Genomic DNA, 19679 nt, shown 5'->3' on the forward strand with positions numbered 1-19679 from the left:
GAAGTGCCGAGCGAATGCGAGGCGATGAGGGGGGCGGCACGGCACAGTCCGGGTTTGCGGCCCCCTCATCCGCCCCTACGGGCCACCTTCTCCCCGGTGGGGAGAAGAACCACCTATACACTCTCCGTTTCCGCCACTTCGGCGACGACCCGGTCGGCTTCAGCGAGTGTGAGGAACGTGCGGTGCTTCCATTCCGGGCGCGGATCCGGGTAGTCGGAGCGGTAATGACCGCCGCGGCTTTCCGTTCGCAGATAGGCGCCGGTGGTGATCAGTTTGGCCGTGGTGACGATGTTGCTGAAGCGCAACCGGGTGTTCTGACGCTCGAGATTGGCAATTGCCCGGATGGCGCGCGTCAGCGTGTCCTGGCTGCGGATGACGCCGACATGATCGCTCATGATATGGCGCAGCGCCGTCAGCGGCGGGCTGTCTTCCAGCGTTACCGGATCGTCATTTTCTCCGGCATTGGCGCCCCAGTCGGTGATCTTCGGCTCCGGCAACATGCCCTTGATATTTTCGGCGATGCGGGCGGCAAAGACCACGGCCTCAAGCAGCGAATTGGAGGCGAGCCGGTTGGCGCCGTGGACGCCGGTGGAGGTCACCTCGCCCGCGGCCCAGAGTCCATCGATCGAGGTCCGGCCTTCCGCATCGGTCAGGACGCCACCCATGTGATAATGAACCGCCGGAACGACCGGGATGGGCTGTGTGACCGGATCGATGCCTGCCGACATGCAGGAGGCATAGACAGTCGGGAACGCTTCGGGGAAATGTGCGCCGACCGCCTTGGTGCAATCGAGAAACGCGCCGCGCCCGGCCTGCACTTCGGCAAACACACCCCGCGAAACGATGTCGCGCGGTGCGAGTTCGCCGTCCGGATGGATATCCAGCATGAAGCGTTTGCCGGCCGAATTGATCAGGTGGGCGCCGTCGCCGCGCAGGGCTTCGGTTGCCAAAGGGGCAGGATCGCGGCCGATATTGATCGCGGTCGGATGAAACTGGATGAATTCCGGATCGGCGATGATCGCACCGGCACGCGCTGCCATACCGACACCCTGGCCGCACGCTTCGGTCGGATTGGTGGTGACGGAAAAGAGATGGCCGACGCCGCCTGAGCACAGCACCACCGCGCGGGCCGGAAACGACACACGGTTCTTCGACTGTCCGGCATCCGGACGGGCGATGACGCCGGAGATGAACCGGCCCTGCCGCACCAGTTCCTCGACGACATACCCTTCCAGAACGCGGATCGACGGCGTGTTGCGCACGGCGGCAATCAGCGCTTCCATGATCGCCTTGCCGGCCATATCACCCTTGACGCGGACGATGCGGCGCTCGGAATGGGCGGCTTCGCGCGACAGAAGCAGCTTGCCTTCCAGATCGTGATCGAAGGGCACGCCATAGCCGAGCAGATCGTGGATGCGGGCCGGGCCTTCCGCCACCATCAACCGCGTCATCTTTTCATCGACGATACCGGCCCCGGCCACCAGCGTATCGGCAACGTGTTTGTCGATCGTATCGCCAAGTCCCATGGCAGCAGCAATGCCGCCCTGCGCCCAGGCGGACGAAGCGCCGTGACCGATGGGCGCTGCTGCGAGCACCGTTACAGGACGCGGGCTGAGCTTCAGCGCGCAGAAAAGCCCGGCGAGGCCACCGCCGACAATGACGATATCGTCGATGCCGTTGAAGGACTGTGGGCGGAAATGATCGGTCAGCATGCTCTTCCTCCTCCGGGAGTGTCTCCCTCTTCTCCCCTGCGGGAGAAGTGCCGAGCGCAGCGAGGGGATGTGGGGGCGGTAGGGCAAACTCCGGTTTGCTCGCCCCCGTCATCCGGCCTCCGGTCACCTTCTCCCCGCTGGGGGGAAGAGGCAGCGCCCGGCTTCCCCTTTATTGCTTCAAATTCACCATCCGCTCGACGGCAAGCCTGGCGCGATCGGCGATTGCCGGATCGACCAGAACTTCCTCCGTCATGAACAACAGGCTGTCGAGAATCTTCGGCAGCGTGATGCGCTTCATGTGCGGACAGAGATTGCACGGCTTGATGAAATCGACGCCGGTGATCTCGGCCTGGATGTTGGAGGCCATCGAGCATTCGGTGACCAGCAGCACGCGCGGCGGGCGCTTGTCCTTGACATAGTTGATCATGCCGGCGGTCGAACCAGCGAAATCGCAGACGGCGATGACATCCGGATGGCATTCCGGGTGACCGATGATCTCGATCGACGGATCGGCTTCCTTGTAGGCCAGCAGCTCGGCCGCCGTGAAGCGCTCGTGCACTTCGCAATGGCCCTTCCAGGTGAGGATCTTCTTGTTCGTCTGCTTGGCGACGTTCATGGCCAGGTATTCGTCGGGGATGCAGAGGACGGTGTCGCTCTCCAGGCTTTCAACGACGGCCAGCACGTTGGACGACGTGCAGCAAATGTCGGTCTCGGCCTTCACGTCAGCAGAGGTGTTGACGTATGTCACCACCGGCACGCCGGGATAGCGCTGTTTCAAAAGCCGGACATCGGCGCCGGTGATCGATTCCGACAGCGAGCAACCGGCCTTGCCGTCCGGGATCAGCACGGTCTTTTCCGGATTAAGCAGCTTGGAAGTCTCGGCCATGAAATGCACGCCGCACTGGATAATGATCTCGGCATCGACCTCGGTGGCATCACGCGCCAGCTGCAGACTGTCGCCGACGATATCGGCGACGCAGTGGAAGATGTCCGGGGTCTGGTAATTATGGGCGAGGATGACCGCGCCACGCTCTTTCTTCAGCCGGTTGATGGCATGCACATAGGGCGCATAAACCGGCCATTCGAAGGCGGGCACGAACTGCTTGACGCGCTCATACAGATGCTCGGTTTCGCGGGCGATCTCCGGCGTGAACGTCAGGTCCGGCCGCTCGATTATGCCGAAACGCTCGGCTGCGGTCTTTACCGCGCCGGAACCTTCAAGGGTTGCCTTGCTCTGTGCGATGGTCATCGACTGCTCCTCTTGCCGCCCCTCCGGCGGCTGACCTATTTTGCTCAAACTGAGCATAATAGGATCAAAACAAAACCGGCAGGGCCGGGAGATGAGATTTAGAAAGTTTTGTGACAGTTTTCAAGAATGCACTCCCGCTATTTTCTGCGGGAGTGCAAGAAATCGCGGGTGTCAGGCCACCGCTGGACGGGTCACAGCCTTTTCCTCGATCGGCCAATGGACGATGGCGGCAAAGACGCCAAGCGCCACGCCGAGCCACCAGACCGGATCGTAGGACCCGAAATGGTCATAGAGATAGCCGCCCATCCAGACGCCAAGGAAGGAGCCGATCTGGTGCGACAGGAAGACAATACCGCCAAGCAGGCCGAGATGGCGCGTGCCGAACATGATGGCGACAAGCCCGTTTGTCGGCGGCACCGTCGATAGCCAGAGCAGGCCCATGAGCGCGGCAAAGATGATCACCGACGTTGGCGACTGCGGCAGCAGCAGGAAGGCGGACACCACCACCGACCGGCCAATATAGATCCACGACAGAAAATACGGCTTCGAATAACGCTGGCCGATGAAACCGGCAGCGAGCGAACCGATGATGTTGAAGAAGCCGATCAGGGCGAGCGCAATCACCGCGTAACGCGCATCGATGCCGATATCGCCGATATAGGCCGGAAAATGCGCAGTGATGAAAGCCACCTGATAGCCACAGACGAAGAAGCCGGTGACAAGCAAAAGATAGCTCTTGTGGCCGAGTGCTTCCTTCAGCGCCTCGCCGATCGACTGCTTGTACTGCGCTTCCTTCTGGGTGCCGGACGAGGAGTTGCCACGCAACGGGATGGCAAATAGCGGCACCAGCAACATCAGCGCGCTCATGTAGATCAGGCTGTCCGACCAGCCGAAGGCGGAGATCAGGCCCTGGCTCAGCGGCGCAAACAGGAACATCCCGGCGGAACCGGCCGCCGTGCAGATGCCGAAGGCCATCGAGCGCTGCTCCGGCGTGACGTTGCGGGCGAAGGCCGACAGCAGGATACCGAACGAACCGGAACCGACCCCCAGCCCCACCATGACGCCGCCGCCGATATGCAGCCAGATCGGCGCGTTGGCAAATGCCATGATGATCAGGCCAGCGGCATAGACGAGACCGGAAAAAGCCAGCACTCGCCAAGAGCCGTATTTATCGGCGATTGCCCCGAAGAACGGCTGGCTGACGCCCCAGGCAAGGTTCTGGAAGGCCATGGCAAGGCCGAACGTGGTGCGGTCCCAGCCGGTATCGGCGAGCATCGGCAGCTGGAAGAAGCCCATGGCCGAGCGCGGTCCGAAGGTCAGAACGGCGATGAGGGACCCGGCAATGATGATTAGCCAGGGCAGACCGGGACTGGCTGCGGGCGCCCGCGTTGCGGATGGGGAGGAAACGGCGGACATGAGCGACTCCGTGTGATTGAGGCCGCAACTTACGCTGTAGCATCTTGCTAAAAAAGCGAAATAAAATGACGTTCGGATCAGCCACATTGATGGATAAGCCGCTATCGATCAGCGACGCGCGCGAAAACTATTACGATAATCCCGCGGCGTACGCATCTTCAACGCCTTGAACTGGCGATTGAAATTGGCAAGCGAGCCGTAACCGACCTCACCGGCGATATGGGCAACCGGCCGGTCCGTTCCCGATAGCAGCGCGCAGGCTTCGCCGATCCGCAGGCGCATGACATAGTCCGATATTGTCGTTTGCAGATGGCGCCCGAACAGACGGTGCAAGCCGGACGGACTGAGGGCGGCGATCCCCGCCAGTACATCGACCGGCAGGCTTTCGGCGTAGTGGAGGTGAATATGATCGAGAACACGATCGAGACGGGCGCGATCGCCCTGCCCTGCCGCCGGTACAGCCAGTGTGCTCGACAGGGGCTTTGCTTCCCTATCACGGGCAAGCAAGGTCAGAATTCGAATGGCGCTCAGCAACCGGTCTTCCGGCGGCTCGGTGAAAGCTGCCTCGATCAGCGGCCGGGCTTGCGCTGCAAACTGCGGCGAGAATTTCAGGCCGGCGCTTGCGCCTATCAGCATGACGCGCGCGGCGGCCAGTTCCGTGAAGGTCGCATCGAGGGCCTCCACCCATTCCGGGCGGAACCACAGGACCAGCGCCACATGCGGACGGTCCGTATCGATCTTTTCGGCCGAACACCAGGTATGCGGCAGGTTGGAGCCCACCAGCACGAGGTCACCGTCGTCATACGTCCCGATATGATCGCCGATGAACCGTTCGCCGCGCGAATTGAGCGTCAGCGTCAACTCCAGTTCGGGATGGTGGTGCCATTGAAACGGGATACCGTCGTCCAGCCGGCGGTTGAGCATCGACCAGGATGAATCGGCGGCAGGCCGCAAGCGCTCAAGATGTGGCTTCATTCCCGCATATTCCCAAACAACTACGCCAGAATAGTATCAGAACTTGCGTCGTGGCGACAACATCAACACTCCAAGGGGGCTATCCTCTCTTCATCGATACACGTCATGGAGAAGAGGAAGCGCCATGCAGACTGCCGCCAAGAAAGACAGCCATCCGACCAGCAGCGCGGTCGAGACGCAGCTGAAGGACATCAAGAAGACACTGCCGCTCAGGGTCTTGTCTGAAGCCGATTGGCAACACTGGATCACCCGCGGTTACGTGATCGTGCGCCAGGCCGTACCGATGGCGAATGTCGAGCGGCTGGTCAACCTGCTCTGGCAGTTCGACGAAAAGGACCCGGCCAATCCGGACACTTGGTATGCGCCGCAACGCCGCGAACACAAGATGAAGGAACTCAACAATACTGGCATGCTGGAGATCTACAATCACCAGCATCTCTGGGACAATCGCCAGGAGCCGCGTGTCTACGGCGCCTTTGTCGATATCTGGGACCGCGAAGACCTCTGGGTGACGATCGACCGGGCAAACCTCAATCCGCCGAAACGGGTGAAGGGCAATCCGGGCGGCTTCATCCACTGGGATGTGGATACCTCGATCACGCCTCTGCCTGTCGGCGTGCAGGGCGTTCTCAGCCTGAAGAAGCAGGACGGCGATGTCGGCGGATTCCAGTGCATTCCCTGGCTGTTCGAGCACCATGAAGAATGGGTGAAAACGCAGCCCACTGACCGCGACCCGATGCATCCGGACACAGCAGGCCTTGATGTCGTCAACATCGAGATGGAGCCCGGCGATCTGTTGATCTTCAACTCGTTGCTGGCGCATGGTGTGCGGCCAAACCATTCCGGCGACCGGGTGCGAATGGCGCAATATATCTCCATGCACCCGGCCGAGGAGAGCAACGAAACCGAACGGCAGGAACGCATCCGGCTCTGGCGCGAACGCGACCATCCCCGCCGCGATGCCTTTCCCGGCGACCCACGCGAATGGGAAAAGCAGAATGCCGCGACCGCTGAACTCAGCCCCCTCGGTGAAAAGCTGCTTGGCTTGAAGAGCTGGACATAACGTTTTTAAGCAGGGTGTTTTTCACCGGTGAAAAACACCCTGCAAGACTGTCCGTATGGGCAAGGGCCAGCGGCTGATAGCTTTCCCGCAAACATCACGCGGAGGTCATCATGCTCGACAGGACAAAACCAACCGGCATCACACTTTGGGACGGACGCAGCATTCCGCGTCTTGGCATGGGCTGCTGGGCCATCGGTGGTCCATTCTATGCCGGAGACGTGCCGCTCGGCTGGGGTGATGTCGATGATGCGGAATCGATCCGGGCGATCCATCGCGCCATCGATCTCGGTATCCGCTTCTTCGACACGGCGTCGAACTACGGCGCCGGTCATTCCGAGGATGTTCTGGGCCAAGCCCTCGCCTCTCATCCCGACATTGTCATCGCCACCAAATTCGGCTTCGCCACCGATCCGGCAACAAAACAGGCGACAGGCGCCTTTGCGTCGCCGGAATTCATCCGGGCCTCAGTGGAAACCTCGCTAAAGCGGTTGAAGCGCCAGCGGATCGACCTCCTGCAATTCCATCTCAATGAATTCGATCCGCATGAGGCCGATGCGGTCTTTACCACACTCGACGGCCTGCGAGCCGAGGGCAAGATCGCCGCCTATGGCTGGAGCACGGACTGGCCGGACCGGGCGGCGCGCTTTGCCGGGCGCGATGGCTTCGTTTCGGTGCAGCATACGATGAACGTTCTGGAGCCGGCAGACGAGATGATCAGGCTCGTCGAACAGACCGATCTCATTTCGATCAACCGCGGCCCTTTGGCAATGGGTCTGCTCTCCGGCAAGTTCAAGCCGGGCGACCGACTGGCCGCAAACGATGTGCGCAGCGCCGATCTCGACTGGCTGCAATATTTCCGCGACGGCGTGGTCTCTCCTGAGTTTTCACGGCGGCTCGATGTGATCCGCGACCTCCTGCAAACGGACGGCCGGACATTGACGCAAGGGGCTCTCGCCTGGCTTTGGGCACGCTCGCCCAACACACTACCGATCCCCGGCTTTCGCACGGTGAAGCAGGTCGAGGAAAATGCCGGGGCGCTGGAGAAGGGGCCACTACCAGCACTGGTCATGGAGGAGATTGACGGCGCGTTGCGGTGCGAACGGCGTTAAGCCCTGATCTTCATCGGCCAGCGGTCGGCTCGTTCGCTGACAACACGCATCTCGTCGCCGAGATTGATCGCGCCCTCGCTGCGCGGCACGGCATTCCAGCCGAACAGGACACCCGGAACGCGACGGTCGGCTGACATGCGCTTTTCGGCAAGCCCCTGGATCGGGTTGCCGCCGATGCGCTCGCCGGTGACCTGGTCCTGCGTTGTCATGATGCAGCGGGCGCAGGGTTTGACGAGATCGAAGATGATGCCCCCGATCTCGACGCTTTCCCAAAAATCCTCTTCCCAGGGATCGTCATTGTCGATCAGGATATTGGTGCGGAAACGGTCCATACCGACCGGCTCCTGTCCCTTTGCAATCAGCGTGACGTTGAGATCGGCAAGCGACGATGTGGTGGTGATCAGCACCGGAAAACCATCGGCAAAGCCGACGGGTGCCGCCTTGCCCGCCCATTCCTCGCCGACCGCGCGGGTGGCGCGCTCATCCATATGCACCAGCTTGACCGGGCGGCCGAACCAGCCGGACAGCGTGGTATTGGTATGGTCTTCGGACACGGCGGCGTTGACCTTGCTGTCCCAGACGCGAACATCCAGCCGCCGGGCGGGATCGAAGGAGACGGTGGTGGACCGGGTTCCCATTTTCAGGTGAACGCCGCCGGTCACATGGGTGGCTTCCACCTGCGCCAGAAGCTGCAATTCGCGCTGGGTGATGAACTTTCCGTCGGGATCGACGACCATGAAGCGGCGGTCTCCGGCCAAGCCGTCATGCTGGATCGAAACCGAAGTCTGCGGGATGGCGCGGCCGCTCTTCAGCGGGTGGATGTTGAGACCAGTCACCTTCATGTCGTCACTCCCGAGCGTTCAGATTGTGATTCAAGCGCATTGCAGATCGATTCCGCAGATCACGGCAAGGCTTTGGTTTTTCTAGATTTCCTCAAGCAGCATGCCGAGCACAGCACGCAGCCGCTCCTGCCCTTGGCGGGCAAGCGCCCGGCCCGCCGCCGTCTGGAAACCATCGGTCAGCTTGAACAGTTTTGTCTCGAAATGATCAATGGCAAAGGCCTTGTCGTCGAGCGGGCGATTTTCGGCGAGTGGATCCAGCGGATCATAAAGGCCGCTGCCCATGCGTCCGGCAATGTAGAAGCAGCGGGCAGCACCAATCATGCCGATCGCATCGAGCCGGTCCGCATCCTGCAGAATTTTCGCCTCGAGGCTTTCAGGGGCAATGTTGGCAGAAAAACTGTGCGTGACGATCGCGTGGGCGACCGCAGTGATGTCCATGGTCCGCCAGCCGAGCGCATCCAGTATTTCGAATGCCTTCTCGGCCGCAAGCCGCGAGGCATGGGCGCGATCGGGCGAATTCTTTTCGACCGAAACGCAATCGTGCAGCAAAACCGCGGCCGCGATGATGCGCAGGTCTCCGCCTTCCGAGCCGTGGATGCGCAGCGCATTCTTCCACACCCGGATCAGATGAGCGGCATCATGCGAGCCGTCATTGCCGGAGACGGCGTAAGGCAGCAATTGTTCCGCAAGAGCCTGGTGAGGCGCAAAAGCGGCGGCGAGCGAAACACTGTGGCTCATGCGGCGTCCATCCAAACGGTTGCTGGAGAATCGAAACAGCTCAGGCTGTTTGACCCGGTTCCGCCTCGATGTCCACCGGTGTTTCCTGCTGTGGCCCGGCACCCGCCCTGCCGGACAGGATCTTCTGGTAGAACAGCCCGATGCCGATCAGCACCGCGCCGAGGCCGATAAACGAGAGCGCGCGCAGAAAACCTTCGAGATTGGCCATGTCGATCAAGAACACTTTCAGCACCGAAACGAAGACCAGAACCGCCGAGGCGATGCGGATGCTCTTGGCATTGAAGCGGGAGCCGAGCACCAGCAACAACACGCCGAGCAGCAGCCAAACGACGGAATAGGTATAGGTCTCGCCCTGCACAAACCCTTTCCAATCAGCGATGTTCTGCCCCTGCCAGAACCGGCGCACCGACAGCGTTGCCCAGGCAAAGGCAAGTACCGCAGCGGCGACGGCAAGGATCGTCACGTAAGGCACCGGCCGCTTGCCTCGGGCATACCAGGCGAGGCCGGCATAACCGAGCCCCGGCAGCAGGTAGCCGATCAGCAAGAGATCGAAGAACGGGATCGAGCCGAGCAGTTCGCCGCTGAAATAAGGATTGAGCCCGATCAGATGGGCAAAAAGGATCGACAGGATCGACAGGACACCAATCACCATACTGCCATAGTGGAAAATCGGGCTCGGTGACTTGCGGTCGAGCGTCATCATGATGCCCGAGGCGCCGATGGCAAGCAGCGTGTAGATCGACTGTTCGCCGAGTGTCGGCACGGCGCTGTCGAGCACGCCGCCGTTCATGGCATGGCGCACGAGGATGGCGACCGTCAGAAGCACGAACAGGCTGGCAAGCGCCTGTAATAGATTGCGCACCCGCAGATCCGGCCAGCGGCGCAACTCGAATGCCGAGAAGACCAGCAGCAGCGCCGGAATGCCATAACCGGCCAGAAGCGCGTTGAAGACCGGTGTTTTGCCAAGATGGAGAGTGCCAACGATGGTCGGTTCCCAGGCGATACGGGCAAGCACGGCGATGGCGGCGCCGACCATCATCCAGGGCAGTGACGGCCAGGTCCGCAGACGCGTGGCCGCGACATAGGCTGCGCCGACAAGCGCAATCAGGATGGTGGTCGCGAGACCATCAGTCAGGGCATGCAGCGCAATGATGATCAAGCCAAGCGAACCGGCGACGAGGAAAGCCTGTGGCAGATCGAGGCCGTCATCGCCGCCCTTGCTGCGCGAGAACCACTCGGTGAGGCCGAGGAGGACGAGGCCCGCAGCCAGCGCAAACAATCCATGTGGCAGATCGAATGTCAGATTGCCAGTCATCAGCAGAGACATGCCGATCAGTGCGATCGGAACAACAGCCGTGATGGTGGCCCAGATGGTGGCGAGCGGCGGACGGTCCTTGCCATGCAGATGGATGGCAAGGGCTCCAAGCGCGATGAACACGCCGGACAAAATCATACTGGCCAGCATCGCGGTGTGACCGGAAACAGCAAACGTGACGATGTGGCCGGGGATGGTTGGATCGATGAATGTCAGAAGGCCGCTCAGCGCCGTCATGCTCCAGACGCCCAATATCGTGCCGACGGCGGAGAAGATGGCAGGATAGACGGCATAGCTGCGCGTCGCACCAAGCGCTGCCAAAGAAGCAACGACAAGGCTGAACTCGATGACCGGATAGCCGGAGGCGGTGGCGAGCGGGCTGATCATCGCCAGCGCAGTGAGAAGAGCGGAAATGCCCGCTGTTACCGTGATCGCCACGAAGGGCGGGGTCATGGTGCGCTCCCACGACGACGGCACGGCTGCAAGCGGCTGGTCCGGCTCTGCCGGCTGGTCATCGATGGTGTCCGCCAGTTTGCCCGGCCAAATTAAGCCGACACCGGCGATCATCACCAGCATGATCAGGGTGACGGGCCGTGTCTCAAATGGCGTTGCCGAGGCGATATAGGCCAGTGCCCAGAGGCAAAGGCCGATATTGGCCATCGATGGCACCACCGTCCAGCGGCGGATGCGGGCGGCAAGAAGGGTGGCGATCCAGGCGATGCTGAGAAAGCCGAACAGGCTCCAGGGACTGGGGCTTTCAGACGAAACCACTGCCGGCGTGACCAGCGAGGCCAGCAGCCCGAGACCGGCCAGAGCCTGCCCATGCAGCAGCGACAGGCCAACGGTGGCAAGCGATACCAAGGCCAACAGCGCAAAGGCGGTAACCGGCCCGATGAAACCATAGATGCCATGGGCGGCATAACACACCCCGAACAGGGTGACGGCGCCTGCCGCGGTCAGGATGCCGGGGATCATCGCATTCTGGAATGCGTCGGCCACCAGAGGCACGGCGCGGCGGCGGACAAACTCGCCGATGGCCATCAGGACGAGACCGAAGACGGCCGCCATCGACAACCGTACGACCGGGCTGAGCAGACCTGCATCGATCGAATATTTCACCATGAAGACGCCGCCAAGCGCCAGCGCGATACCGCCGACCCAGACCGCCCAGCGCGCGCCGAGACGGCTCTCGAGGCTTTCCTTCTGGCGCGGGGCGACGGCGTCGATCGTGGTGCTCGCCGCGTTCGAACGGGCGGCCACCGGTTCGCCACGCGACGCTTTTTCGACGGCATCCTGGCTGGGTGGCAGGCCGCCGAAGATCGCGTCACCCTTGCGGATTTCGGCAGCGCGCGGCGTTTCCGCCGGTATCACCTCCAGCGATTCCGGCGCGCTTTCCTGCATTTCGGGCTGATCGGCTGCTTCGACCACCGCATCAGCGGCCGGAATGACGGGTAGGCGCGCCTGAAGCTGCGCCAGCTGTTCCTTCAGCGCGGCAATCTCGGCATCCAGCCGTCCATCTGTCTTACGCCCGTTGAAAAACGCCGCAAGCGCTAGACCAAAAGCAATGAAAGCAATGACTTCCATTCTGATTTCTCCATGGCGCCAGTGACGGCGCGATCCTGCGAACCATACAGCTTTTCAGCCGGACGCCAATCATAGACGGTTCAGATCGACGATATGTTCACCGGATTGTTGTCCCCTCTGGTTGTGCCGCAGCACCCGTCTTTCGAGTGACAACCATTTGCAGCGCACTCAGCGCATCAGGTTCTCGATCGGAAAAATCGCGCAGGTTTCCGTGCCGTGAGCCAGAAGCTTGCCGTTCTTGCCTTTGAGCCACGCTTCCGAGGTTGCAATCGTGCGGCCGCGATGGACGATCTTGCCTTCGCAGAACACCTCGCCCATGCCGGGCAGCAGCGGGCGGACCAGATTGACCTTGAACTCGACGGTCGTATAGGCCTCGCCCGGTTTCAGCATCGTCATGACGGCGCAGCCAAGAGCCGAATCCATGATGGTCGCCGCCCAGCCGCCATGCACGGTACCCAGCGGATTGAGATGTTCGGCGGCTGGCAGCCCCTTGAAGACGACCCTGCCCTCTTCGACCTCACTCAATCCGAATTTCAGGGTTGCCGACATCGGCGGCGCGGGATGCACGCCGGCCAGAAGGTCGAGCATCGCCTTCAGCCCGCCATCGCGCGCGACAGCCTCAAGCGGCACCGTGCCGACGCCGGACACGGTCATTCCGGGATAAAGTTCGACAGTCATGCGTGAAGGATTCCTTATGGGAGGATTGTCGCGCTCTGCGGCTTCAGGGCCTTGAGTGCCGCCTGCACAAACCCTTCGCGGGCGGCCGAAAGGCCAATGCCGCGCGGCTCGTAGACATGGCGATGAAGAAAGAACGCCGTCATGCGGAACGCTTCGGACAGGCTATCAAAATCGGCGGCGCCGCCCTGCGCCAGGAAACCCGGCAGCGCCAGCATCTTGCCGGCATAGGGCGCGCCTGCGGCCCGGCTGACCGCCCGGCCGGATTTCGGCGAAACATAAATGAGATCGTCGCGCGTTCCGGTGGCTGCACATTCCGCAAGATCAAGTCCAAAGCCGAGATCATTCAATACAGCGATCTCGAAGCGCACGAACAGTTCACCGGCATCGCGGGGGTCGTGCAGATTTTCCAGGATGACATCGAGTGCTTCATAGAGATGCGGGTGCGGATCGCGCTCAGGTAAGAGCCGAAGCAGTGCACCCATGGCCTGAACGCCGTAAACGGAAGTTGCCGCCTCCATCAACCGTGCCGCACGCAGGCGCACAGGCTCCATCTTGAACTCACCCAGATGCTCGTCGAGCCGCGCCCGCCAGGTGACTTCGACCTCGTTGCCGGGCTGCAGCACCGGCTGCATCGTCCGCGACCTGCCGCCGCGCACAAGCCCGAGATGGCGGCCGCGCACCCGCGTCATCACCTCGGCGACCACGGAGGTTTCCCCGTGCCGCTTGACGCCGATGATGATGGCCTGATCGCTCCACTGCATGGCTTCAGTTTTACTCCCGGCGGCAGGCGAAAACAATCAGAACGCCACCCGATCGCCAGATCACCCGGCAACCGGACGTCCCCGAGCCAAGCTCTACTTCCGCTTCATCGCCTCGGCGAGCGCCGCGCCAAAGGCACCCTGCGACGGAGCCTGCGGCTTCTGCTGCTGGACGCGGGACAAGGTCTGGCGTGCCTGCTGGGCCGCCTTCGGATCGCTCTTCATGTCATTGCGTCCACCTGACTCTGCGGCACCATCCTTGCGCATGGTGAGCCCGATGCGCTTGCGGGGAACATCGACCTCGGTGACGCGCACCTGCACGACATCACCGGCCTTGACCACTTCATGCGGGTCCTTGACGAAACGATCGGCAAGCTGGGAGACGTGAACCAGGCCATCCTGATGCACGCCGATATCGACGAAGGCGCCGAAGGCCGCGACGTTGGTCACCGTGCCTTCCAGAAGCATTCCCGGCTTCAGGTCCTTGATGTCATCGACACCATCGGCGAAGGTCGCCGTCTTGAAGCTCGGGCGCGGGTCGCGGCCGGGCTTTTCCAGCTCAGAGAAGATATCCTTGACCGTCGGCAGGCCGAAGCGCTCATCGACGAAGGTCTTTGGATCGAGGCTCTTCAGCGCAGCACTATCGCCCATGATGGCGCGCAGGTCGCGGCCGCAGGCGGCGACGATCTTCTTCGCCACGCCATAAGCTTCCGGGTGCACGGACGAGGCATCCAGCGGCTCCTTGCCATCACGGATACGCAGGAAGCCTGCGCATTGTTCGAACGTGCGGGCCCCCAGACGCGGCACTTTCAGGAGTTCCTTGCGGCTGGTAAAGGCGCCGCTCGCATCGCGATGGGCGACGATGGCTTCGGCCGATGACTTTCCAAGTCCGGAAACGCGGGCAAGCAGCGGAGCGGATGCGGTGTTCAGATCGACGCCAACCGCGTTCACCGCGTCTTCGACGACAGCTTCAAGCGAGCGGTTGAGACGGCCCTGATCGACATCGTGCTGATATTGGCCAACGCCGATCGATTTCGGTTCGATTTTCACCAGTTCGGCCAGCGGATCCTGCAGGCGGCGCGCTATCGACACAGCGCCGCGCAGCGAAACGTCGAGGCCAGGGAATTCATCGGCTGCGGCCTGCGATGCGGAATAAACCGATGCTCCGGCCTCAGAAACGATGACCTTGGTCGGCTTCGGGCCTGCCGGCAGCTGCGTCAGCATGTCGGCGACCAGACGTTCGGTCTCGCGGCTGCCGGTGCCGTTGCCGATGGCGATCAGTTCGATCTTGTGCTTGCGGATCAGGCTGGCAAGTTCCGCCTGCGTGCCGCGAATGTCGTTCTTCGGCGGGAACGGGTAGACCGTCGTCGTGTCGAGCAGTTTGCCGGTGCCATCGACGATGGCCACCTTGACGCCGGTACGGATGCCCGGATCGAGGCCCATCGTGGCACGCGATCCGGCGGGAGCAGCAAGCAGCAGGTCCTTGAGATTGCGGGCGAACACGTGGATCGCTTCCTCCTCGGCCCGCTCGCGCAGTTCGCGCATCAGGTCAAGCGACAACGACATGGAAAGCTTGACCCGCCAGGTCCAGCCGATCATCTCCAGCAGCCACTTGTCGCCCGGCAGCGTGCCGCCGACCGCGTAGGCGGCGGCGATGGTGCGCTCGACTGGCTTGACCGGCGATGTATCGTCGAGATCGACGACGATATCGACGGACAGAAACTCTTCGTTCCAGCCGCGCAGCATGGCCAGAGCCCGGTGACCCGCAGTCGTTGCCCAACGTTCGGAATGGTCGAAATAATCCGAAAACTTGGCGCCGGCCTCCTGCTTGCCATCAACGACCTTGGAGCGCAGCATCGCATACTGGCGCATATGGGCGCGCAGGCGGCCGAGCAGATCGGCATTTTCGGTAATGCCTTCGGCGATAATATCGCGGGCACCATCGAGCGCCGTCTTCACATCCGGCACTTCAGCGGTGATATAGGCGCTGGCGCGGTCGGCCGGGGCAATCTTACGATCGGCAAGGATCGCGTCGGCTAGCGGCCCAAGGCCGCGCTCCCGGGCGATCTCGGCCTTGGTGCGGCGCTTCGGCTTGTAGGGCAGATAGATGTCTTCCAGTTCCGCCTTGGTGGTGACCCCGGCGATCTTGGCTTCCAGTTCCGCCGTCAGCTTGTCCTGGCTGCGGATCGAATCGAGAATGGATGTCCTGCGCGCCTCTAGCTCGCGCAGATAGACCAGCCGTTCGGCGAGGTTTCGCAGCTGCGTATCATCCAGCCCGCCGGTCACTTCCTTGCGGTAGCGAGCGATGAAGGGAACGGTCGCGCCTTCGTCCAAAAGCTCGATGGCTGCGATCGCCTGGGCGGGCGTGGCCTTGATTTCCTGGGCGATGAGGACGGCGATGGACTTTGATGGCAGGGACATGGCATTCCGGATTCAGTTGAGATGGCGGGACAATAGATGCACATGCCATCAAGGCCAAGTGAAGGCGCGCCCTCGCCCCGGCGCGTCCACAGATGGATACCTGCAAAGCACTGACTGCTGGCTTAAAACTCCACAGGCTCCAAGGGCGGCCGGGTCTTTTCGAATTGACGCAACGCCTCTTCCCGTTCGCCAATATAATTGCGCGTATAGGGTACGGATTCCAGTTCGTGCGACAACTGGATCTGGAAGATCGCCATTTTGTCATAGAGGAAGGCCGTTTCCGACGAGGCCAGATAGAATTCCCACATGCGGAAGAAACGCTCGTCGTAGAGCCGGACAGCCTCTTCCTTGCGGGCGGTAAACCGTTCGCGCCAGGCCCTGAGCGTGTGGGCATAGTGCATCGGCAATATCTCGATGTCGCGGATCATCAAGCCCGCCTTTTCAATGGACGGAACCACCTCGGACAGGGCCGGCATGTAACCGCCGGGAAAGATGTACTTTTCGATCCAGGGATTGGTGGCCCATGGTTTTTCCGCTTGGCCGATCGCGTGCAGCACCATTACGCCCTTCGGCGCCAACAATCCGGCCATCTTGATGAAAAAATTGGGATAATTGGGCATGCCTACATGCTCGAACATACCGACCGAAACGATGCGGTCAAATTGGCGCTCGGCCATCGTGCGGTAGTCCTGTAGCTCGAACCGGACGCGATCCTCAAGCCCGCGCTTCTGCGCCCGGCCGCGCGACACTTTCAGCTGTTCTTCACTGAGTGTGATGCCCGTGACATCGACGCCGGAGGATTCGGCCAGATACATGCCCATGCCGCCCCAGCCGGAGCCCACTTCCAGCACCGACTGCCCGGGCTCCAGCAAAAGCTTGGCAGCGATATGGCGCTTCTTCGCCGTCTGCGCCTCATCAAGGTGGATACCCGGAGGATCGAAATAGCCGCAGGAATATTGCCAGTCCTGATCGAGAAACAGGTCAAACAGCTTGCCGTCGAGATCGTAGTGATGGGCGACATTGTGCTTGTTGCGATTGACCGGCAGGCGGCTTTTGATCTGCTGTTCGGCCACGTGCATCAGTGCCGTCGCCGTGTTGCTGATCGTTGCGGCCTTTTCCAGGCCATTGGCCTTCACCATCGATAACAGGTCGAAAATATTGCCCTCATCGATGACGATGCGGCCTTCGACATACATTTCACCGAAACGGAGGCCCGGATCGTGCAGGATCGCTTTTTCGGCTTCCTCATCCAATGTGCGCACGGTCACGGCAACGCCGGACCCATCGCCAAGAATGGCGCGCTCTCCAGAAGACAGAATGAGTGTCAGATTGCCTTTTTGAACCAGCCGGCGGAAAATCTTCAGAAATGTCGTATTCATTCCGGACCTCGACCACAGATGCAGAACATTCTGGTGAAGGGTCACGTGCCGCCGGTCTTGGTTTTGCCGGACATTCGCAAACGAGAAGAACCACAGCTAGCGCGCCGTCGGCGTCGTCCGGGGGCAAACAGGAACGGTAACATCACGGGGTCGCCGCCGTCTGGCTGCCGGACAGATCGTCTGGGCACCCCGGCCAGGGAGCTCAATCCATCAGAACACCCGTTTAAATAGTGCTGTTTTACAGCCGTGCAATGCCGGCGCTGGTCCCTCAAGAATTTATTTGCTTAGCAAATCCCGTGGATCATATGGACATCACGCCCTGCCCCGGCAACCGTGCCCGATCATGCGGCCGGTCAAGATCAAGCAGCGGACCGAGCGGCACGATCTTCGTTGGGTTGATATGCACAATGGAGTAATAGCCCCGCTTGATATGATCGATCCGTGCCGTCTCGCGGATGCCCGGCCATTGATAGATCTCGCGCAGGTAGTTCGACAGGTTCGGATAGTCTTCCAGGCGGCGCAGATTGCACTTGAAGGCACCGAAATAGGCGGCATCGAAGCGGATCAACGTGACGAACAGCCGGATGTCGACTTCGGTGAAAAAGGCACCGGCGACGTAGCGATTGGCAGAAAGATGCGCTTCCAGCGTATCCAGCATATCGAACAGGCTGGTCACGGCCTCTTCATAAGCACCCTGCATCTTGGCAAAGCCTGCCCGGTAGACGCCATTGTTGACCCGTTCATAGATTGGCGCATTCCAGCGGTCGATCGAGGGGCGCAAGCTCTCCGGATAGAAATCCCGAGTGTTGCCTGTCAGGTGATTGAAGGCGGTGTTGAGAATGCGGATAATATCGGCGGACTCGTTGTTGACGATGCGGCCTTCCTTGCGATCCCAGAGCACCGGCACGGAGACCTTGCCGGTATAGTGTGGATCTGACGCAGTATAGAGTTCGTGCTGGTAGCGGATCTTTGCAGTGCGCGGGCCGGCGTCCTGCGGTGCGGCATAGGTCCAGCCGTTTTCACCCAGCTCCGGTTCCGAGATCGACACGGAAATGATGTTCTGCAAGCCTTTGAGACTGCGCATCATCAGCGTGCGCGAGGCCCAGGGGCAGATGAAGGCGACGAAAAGCTGATAACGGCCTGCCTCTGCGGGCAATGCCGGCTGGCCGTCAGGCCCCGGCGCGCCATCCGGCGTGATCCAGTTGCGGAAACTGGTCGGCTCACGATGAAAGGCGCCGTTCTTCATCTCGCTGGCGGCGACATCGCCGGTTTCCCACTTTCCATCGACCAGCTGCGGCATCGTCCAAATCCTCACGCGCCCGGAAACGCCGGGACATCAAACTCACCTTCAGATCTCATGCGCCCGCGCGACGGGCAAGACTGTGGTTGTGCGACAGACTGTTCGATGATCCGGTCCGGATACGAAAAGGCGCCGTTTCCAGCGCCCTCGTCCTACCTTGATCTTACTTCGGGAATTCCAGCCCCATCTCGCGGAAGCGCTCGGGATCGTCGCCCCAGTTTTCGCGGACCTTGACGAACAGGAACAGGTGCACTGGCTGTTCGAGGATTTCCGACAGCTCCTTGCGGGACGCCATCGAGATGGCCTTGATCGCATCGCCGTTCTTGCCGAGCGCAATCTTCTTCTGGCTGTCGCGCTCGACATAGATGACCTGCTCGATGCGCACCGAGCCGTCCTTGCGCTCTTCCCACTTTTCCGTCTCGACATGCGACGAATAGGGCAGTTCCTGGTGCAGCCGCAGGAACAGCTTTTCGCGGGTGATTTCGGCGGCGAGCTGGCGCATCGGCAGATCGGAAATCTGGTCTTCCGGATAATACCAGGGACCTTCCGGAAGCTTCATGGCGAGATAGTCGAGCACGTCGTCACAGCCCGAGCCGTTCAGTGCCGAGATCATGAAGGTGCGCTCGAAATCGACATATTCGTTGGCGGCGGTCGCCAGCTTCAACAGATCTTCGCGCGATACCTGGTCGATCTTGTTGAGGACCAGCATCTTCGGCTGCTCGACTTCCTTCAGACCGTTCAGGATGGTTTCGGCATCGCCCTTCAGCCCGCGTTCGCTGTCGATCAGCATCATGATCGCATCGGCATCCTTGGCACCGCCCCAGGCGGTCGTGACCATGGCGCGGTCGAGGCGGCGGCGCGGCTTGAAGATGCCGGGCGTGTCCATGAAGACGATCTGGGCGTTCTTGTGGATGGCGATGCCGCGCACGATGGCGCGCGTCGTCTGTACCTTGTGGCTGACGATCGACACCTTGGCGCCGACCAGCTTGTTGACCAGCGTCGACTTGCCGGCATTGGTGGCACCGATCAGGGCGACGAAACCTGAGCGGGTCGGGCCTTTTTCGGTTTCTACTGCGGTTGGTTCTGTTTCGCTCATGATGTCCGTAATTTCCGATTGAGCGACCGGGCGCCGCTGAGGCG

The 19679-nt window shown here is 61.4% G+C and carries 15 protein-coding genes; 2 read left to right on the top strand and 13 right to left on the bottom strand.

Annotated elements, in window-relative coordinates:
- Window positions 1-113: 113 nt before the first annotated feature.
- From ASD36_RS00880 to ASD36_RS00895, 4 genes are all read right to left on the bottom strand, one after another.
- Entirely contained in the window at window positions 114-1712 is a 1599-nt protein-coding gene (locus ASD36_RS00880) for an L-aspartate oxidase (protein ID WP_060503591.1), read from the bottom strand.
- Window positions 1713-1881: 169 nt separating this feature from the next.
- The gene (nadA, locus tag ASD36_RS00885; protein WP_060508672.1) at window positions 1882-2961 is read right to left on the bottom strand and encodes a quinolinate synthase NadA; all 1080 of its coding nucleotides are present in this window, start codon (window positions 2959-2961) and stop codon (window positions 1882-1884) included.
- Between the two features lie 171 nt (window positions 2962-3132).
- Entirely contained in the window at window positions 3133-4377 is a 1245-nt protein-coding gene (locus ASD36_RS00890) for an MFS transporter (protein ID WP_060503593.1), read from the bottom strand.
- A gap of 108 nt (window positions 4378-4485) precedes the next feature.
- On the bottom strand, window positions 4486-5352 hold the full coding sequence (locus ASD36_RS00895; RefSeq protein ID WP_060503594.1) for an AraC family transcriptional regulator: 867 nt from the start codon (window positions 5350-5352) through the stop codon (window positions 4486-4488).
- 124 nt (window positions 5353-5476) lie between these two features.
- On the opposite strand from ASD36_RS00895, the gene ASD36_RS00900 reads away from it, so the two are divergent.
- Both ASD36_RS00900 and ASD36_RS00905 read left to right on the top strand, forming a co-directional pair.
- The gene (locus ASD36_RS00900) at window positions 5477-6415 is read left to right on the top strand and encodes a phytanoyl-CoA dioxygenase family protein (protein ID WP_060503595.1); all 939 of its coding nucleotides are present in this window, start codon (window positions 5477-5479) and stop codon (window positions 6413-6415) included.
- Window positions 6416-6525: 110 nt separating this feature from the next.
- A complete protein-coding gene (locus ASD36_RS00905; protein ID WP_060503596.1) occupies window positions 6526-7524 on the top strand; it encodes an aldo/keto reductase in 999 nt (332 codons plus the stop codon).
- Here ASD36_RS00905 and ASD36_RS00910 read toward each other — a convergent pair.
- From ASD36_RS00910 to era, 9 genes are all read right to left on the bottom strand, one after another.
- Window positions 7521-8366 (bottom strand): MOSC domain-containing protein, encoded by an 846-nt coding sequence (locus tag ASD36_RS00910; protein ID WP_060503597.1) that lies wholly within the window; start codon window positions 8364-8366, stop codon window positions 7521-7523. The two genes, ASD36_RS00905 and ASD36_RS00910, sit on opposite strands and share 4 nt — an antisense overlap.
- 81 nt (window positions 8367-8447) lie before the next feature.
- Window positions 8448-9104 (bottom strand): HD domain-containing protein, encoded by a 657-nt coding sequence (locus ASD36_RS00915; RefSeq protein ID WP_060503598.1) that lies wholly within the window; start codon window positions 9102-9104, stop codon window positions 8448-8450.
- 40 nt (window positions 9105-9144) lie between these two features.
- A complete protein-coding gene (locus ASD36_RS00920) occupies window positions 9145-12003 on the bottom strand; it encodes a DUF2339 domain-containing protein (RefSeq protein WP_060508674.1) in 2859 nt (952 codons plus the stop codon).
- Between the two features lie 168 nt (window positions 12004-12171).
- Window positions 12172-12681, bottom strand: coding sequence for a PaaI family thioesterase (locus tag ASD36_RS00925; protein WP_060503600.1), 510 nt, complete (start codon window positions 12679-12681; stop codon window positions 12172-12174).
- Window positions 12682-12695: 14 nt separating this feature from the next.
- Window positions 12696-13442 (bottom strand): DNA repair protein RecO, encoded by a 747-nt coding sequence (gene recO / locus ASD36_RS00930; protein ID WP_060503601.1) that lies wholly within the window; start codon window positions 13440-13442, stop codon window positions 12696-12698.
- 93 nt (window positions 13443-13535) lie between these two features.
- Window positions 13536-15860 carry a Tex family protein gene (locus tag ASD36_RS00935; protein ID WP_060503602.1) on the bottom strand — a complete coding sequence of 775 codons (2325 nt, stop codon included), beginning with the start codon at window positions 15858-15860 and terminating at the stop codon, window positions 13536-13538.
- Window positions 15861-15982: 122 nt separating this feature from the next.
- Window positions 15983-17239, bottom strand: a complete 1257-nt coding sequence (locus tag ASD36_RS00940) for a cyclopropane-fatty-acyl-phospholipid synthase family protein (protein ID WP_060503603.1) — start codon at window positions 17237-17239, stop codon at window positions 15983-15985.
- A gap of 301 nt (window positions 17240-17540) precedes the next feature.
- Window positions 17541-18539 (bottom strand): glutathione S-transferase family protein, encoded by a 999-nt coding sequence (locus ASD36_RS00945; RefSeq protein ID WP_060503604.1) that lies wholly within the window; start codon window positions 18537-18539, stop codon window positions 17541-17543.
- A 163-nt stretch (window positions 18540-18702) separates the two neighbouring features.
- Window positions 18703-19635: a GTPase Era gene (era, locus tag ASD36_RS00950; protein WP_060503605.1), complete on the bottom strand. Its 933-nt coding sequence runs from the start codon at window positions 19633-19635 to the stop codon at window positions 18703-18705.
- Window positions 19636-19679: the final 44 nt, after the last annotated feature.

This window comes from Rhizobium sp. Root1334, assembly GCF_001426665.1.
Lineage (GTDB): Bacteria > Pseudomonadota > Alphaproteobacteria > Rhizobiales > Rhizobiaceae > Pararhizobium.

Excerpts from the sequence above, each read along its gene's own strand:
- ASD36_RS00880 (WP_060503591.1), bottom strand. The coding sequence starts at position 1,712 with ATGCTGACCGATCATTTCCGCCCACAGTCCTTCAACGGCATCGACGAT.
- nadA (WP_060508672.1), bottom strand. The coding sequence starts at position 2,961 with ATGACCATCGCACAGAGCAAGGCAACCCTTGAAGGTTCCGGCGCGGTA.
- ASD36_RS00890 (WP_060503593.1), bottom strand. The coding sequence starts at position 4,377 with ATGTCCGCCGTTTCCTCCCCATCCGCAACGCGGGCGCCCGCAGCCAGT.
- ASD36_RS00895 (WP_060503594.1), bottom strand. The coding sequence starts at position 5,352 with ATGAAGCCACATCTTGAGCGCTTGCGGCCTGCCGCCGATTCATCCTGG.
- ASD36_RS00900 (WP_060503595.1), top strand. The coding sequence starts at position 5,477 with ATGCAGACTGCCGCCAAGAAAGACAGCCATCCGACCAGCAGCGCGGTC.
- ASD36_RS00905 (WP_060503596.1), top strand. The coding sequence starts at position 6,526 with ATGCTCGACAGGACAAAACCAACCGGCATCACACTTTGGGACGGACGC.
- ASD36_RS00910 (WP_060503597.1), bottom strand. The coding sequence starts at position 8,366 with ATGAAGGTGACTGGTCTCAACATCCACCCGCTGAAGAGCGGCCGCGCC.
- ASD36_RS00915 (WP_060503598.1), bottom strand. The coding sequence starts at position 9,104 with ATGAGCCACAGTGTTTCGCTCGCCGCCGCTTTTGCGCCTCACCAGGCT.
- ASD36_RS00920 (WP_060508674.1), bottom strand. The coding sequence starts at position 12,003 with ATGGAAGTCATTGCTTTCATTGCTTTTGGTCTAGCGCTTGCGGCGTTT.
- ASD36_RS00925 (WP_060503600.1), bottom strand. The coding sequence starts at position 12,681 with ATGACTGTCGAACTTTATCCCGGAATGACCGTGTCCGGCGTCGGCACG.
- recO (WP_060503601.1), bottom strand. The coding sequence starts at position 13,442 with ATGCAGTGGAGCGATCAGGCCATCATCATCGGCGTCAAGCGGCACGGG.
- ASD36_RS00935 (WP_060503602.1), bottom strand. The coding sequence starts at position 15,860 with ATGTCCCTGCCATCAAAGTCCATCGCCGTCCTCATCGCCCAGGAAATC.
- ASD36_RS00940 (WP_060503603.1), bottom strand. The coding sequence starts at position 17,239 with ATGAATACGACATTTCTGAAGATTTTCCGCCGGCTGGTTCAAAAAGGC.
- ASD36_RS00945 (WP_060503604.1), bottom strand. The coding sequence starts at position 18,539 with ATGCCGCAGCTGGTCGATGGAAAGTGGGAAACCGGCGATGTCGCCGCC.
- era (WP_060503605.1), bottom strand. The coding sequence starts at position 19,635 with ATGAGCGAAACAGAACCAACCGCAGTAGAAACCGAAAAAGGCCCGACC.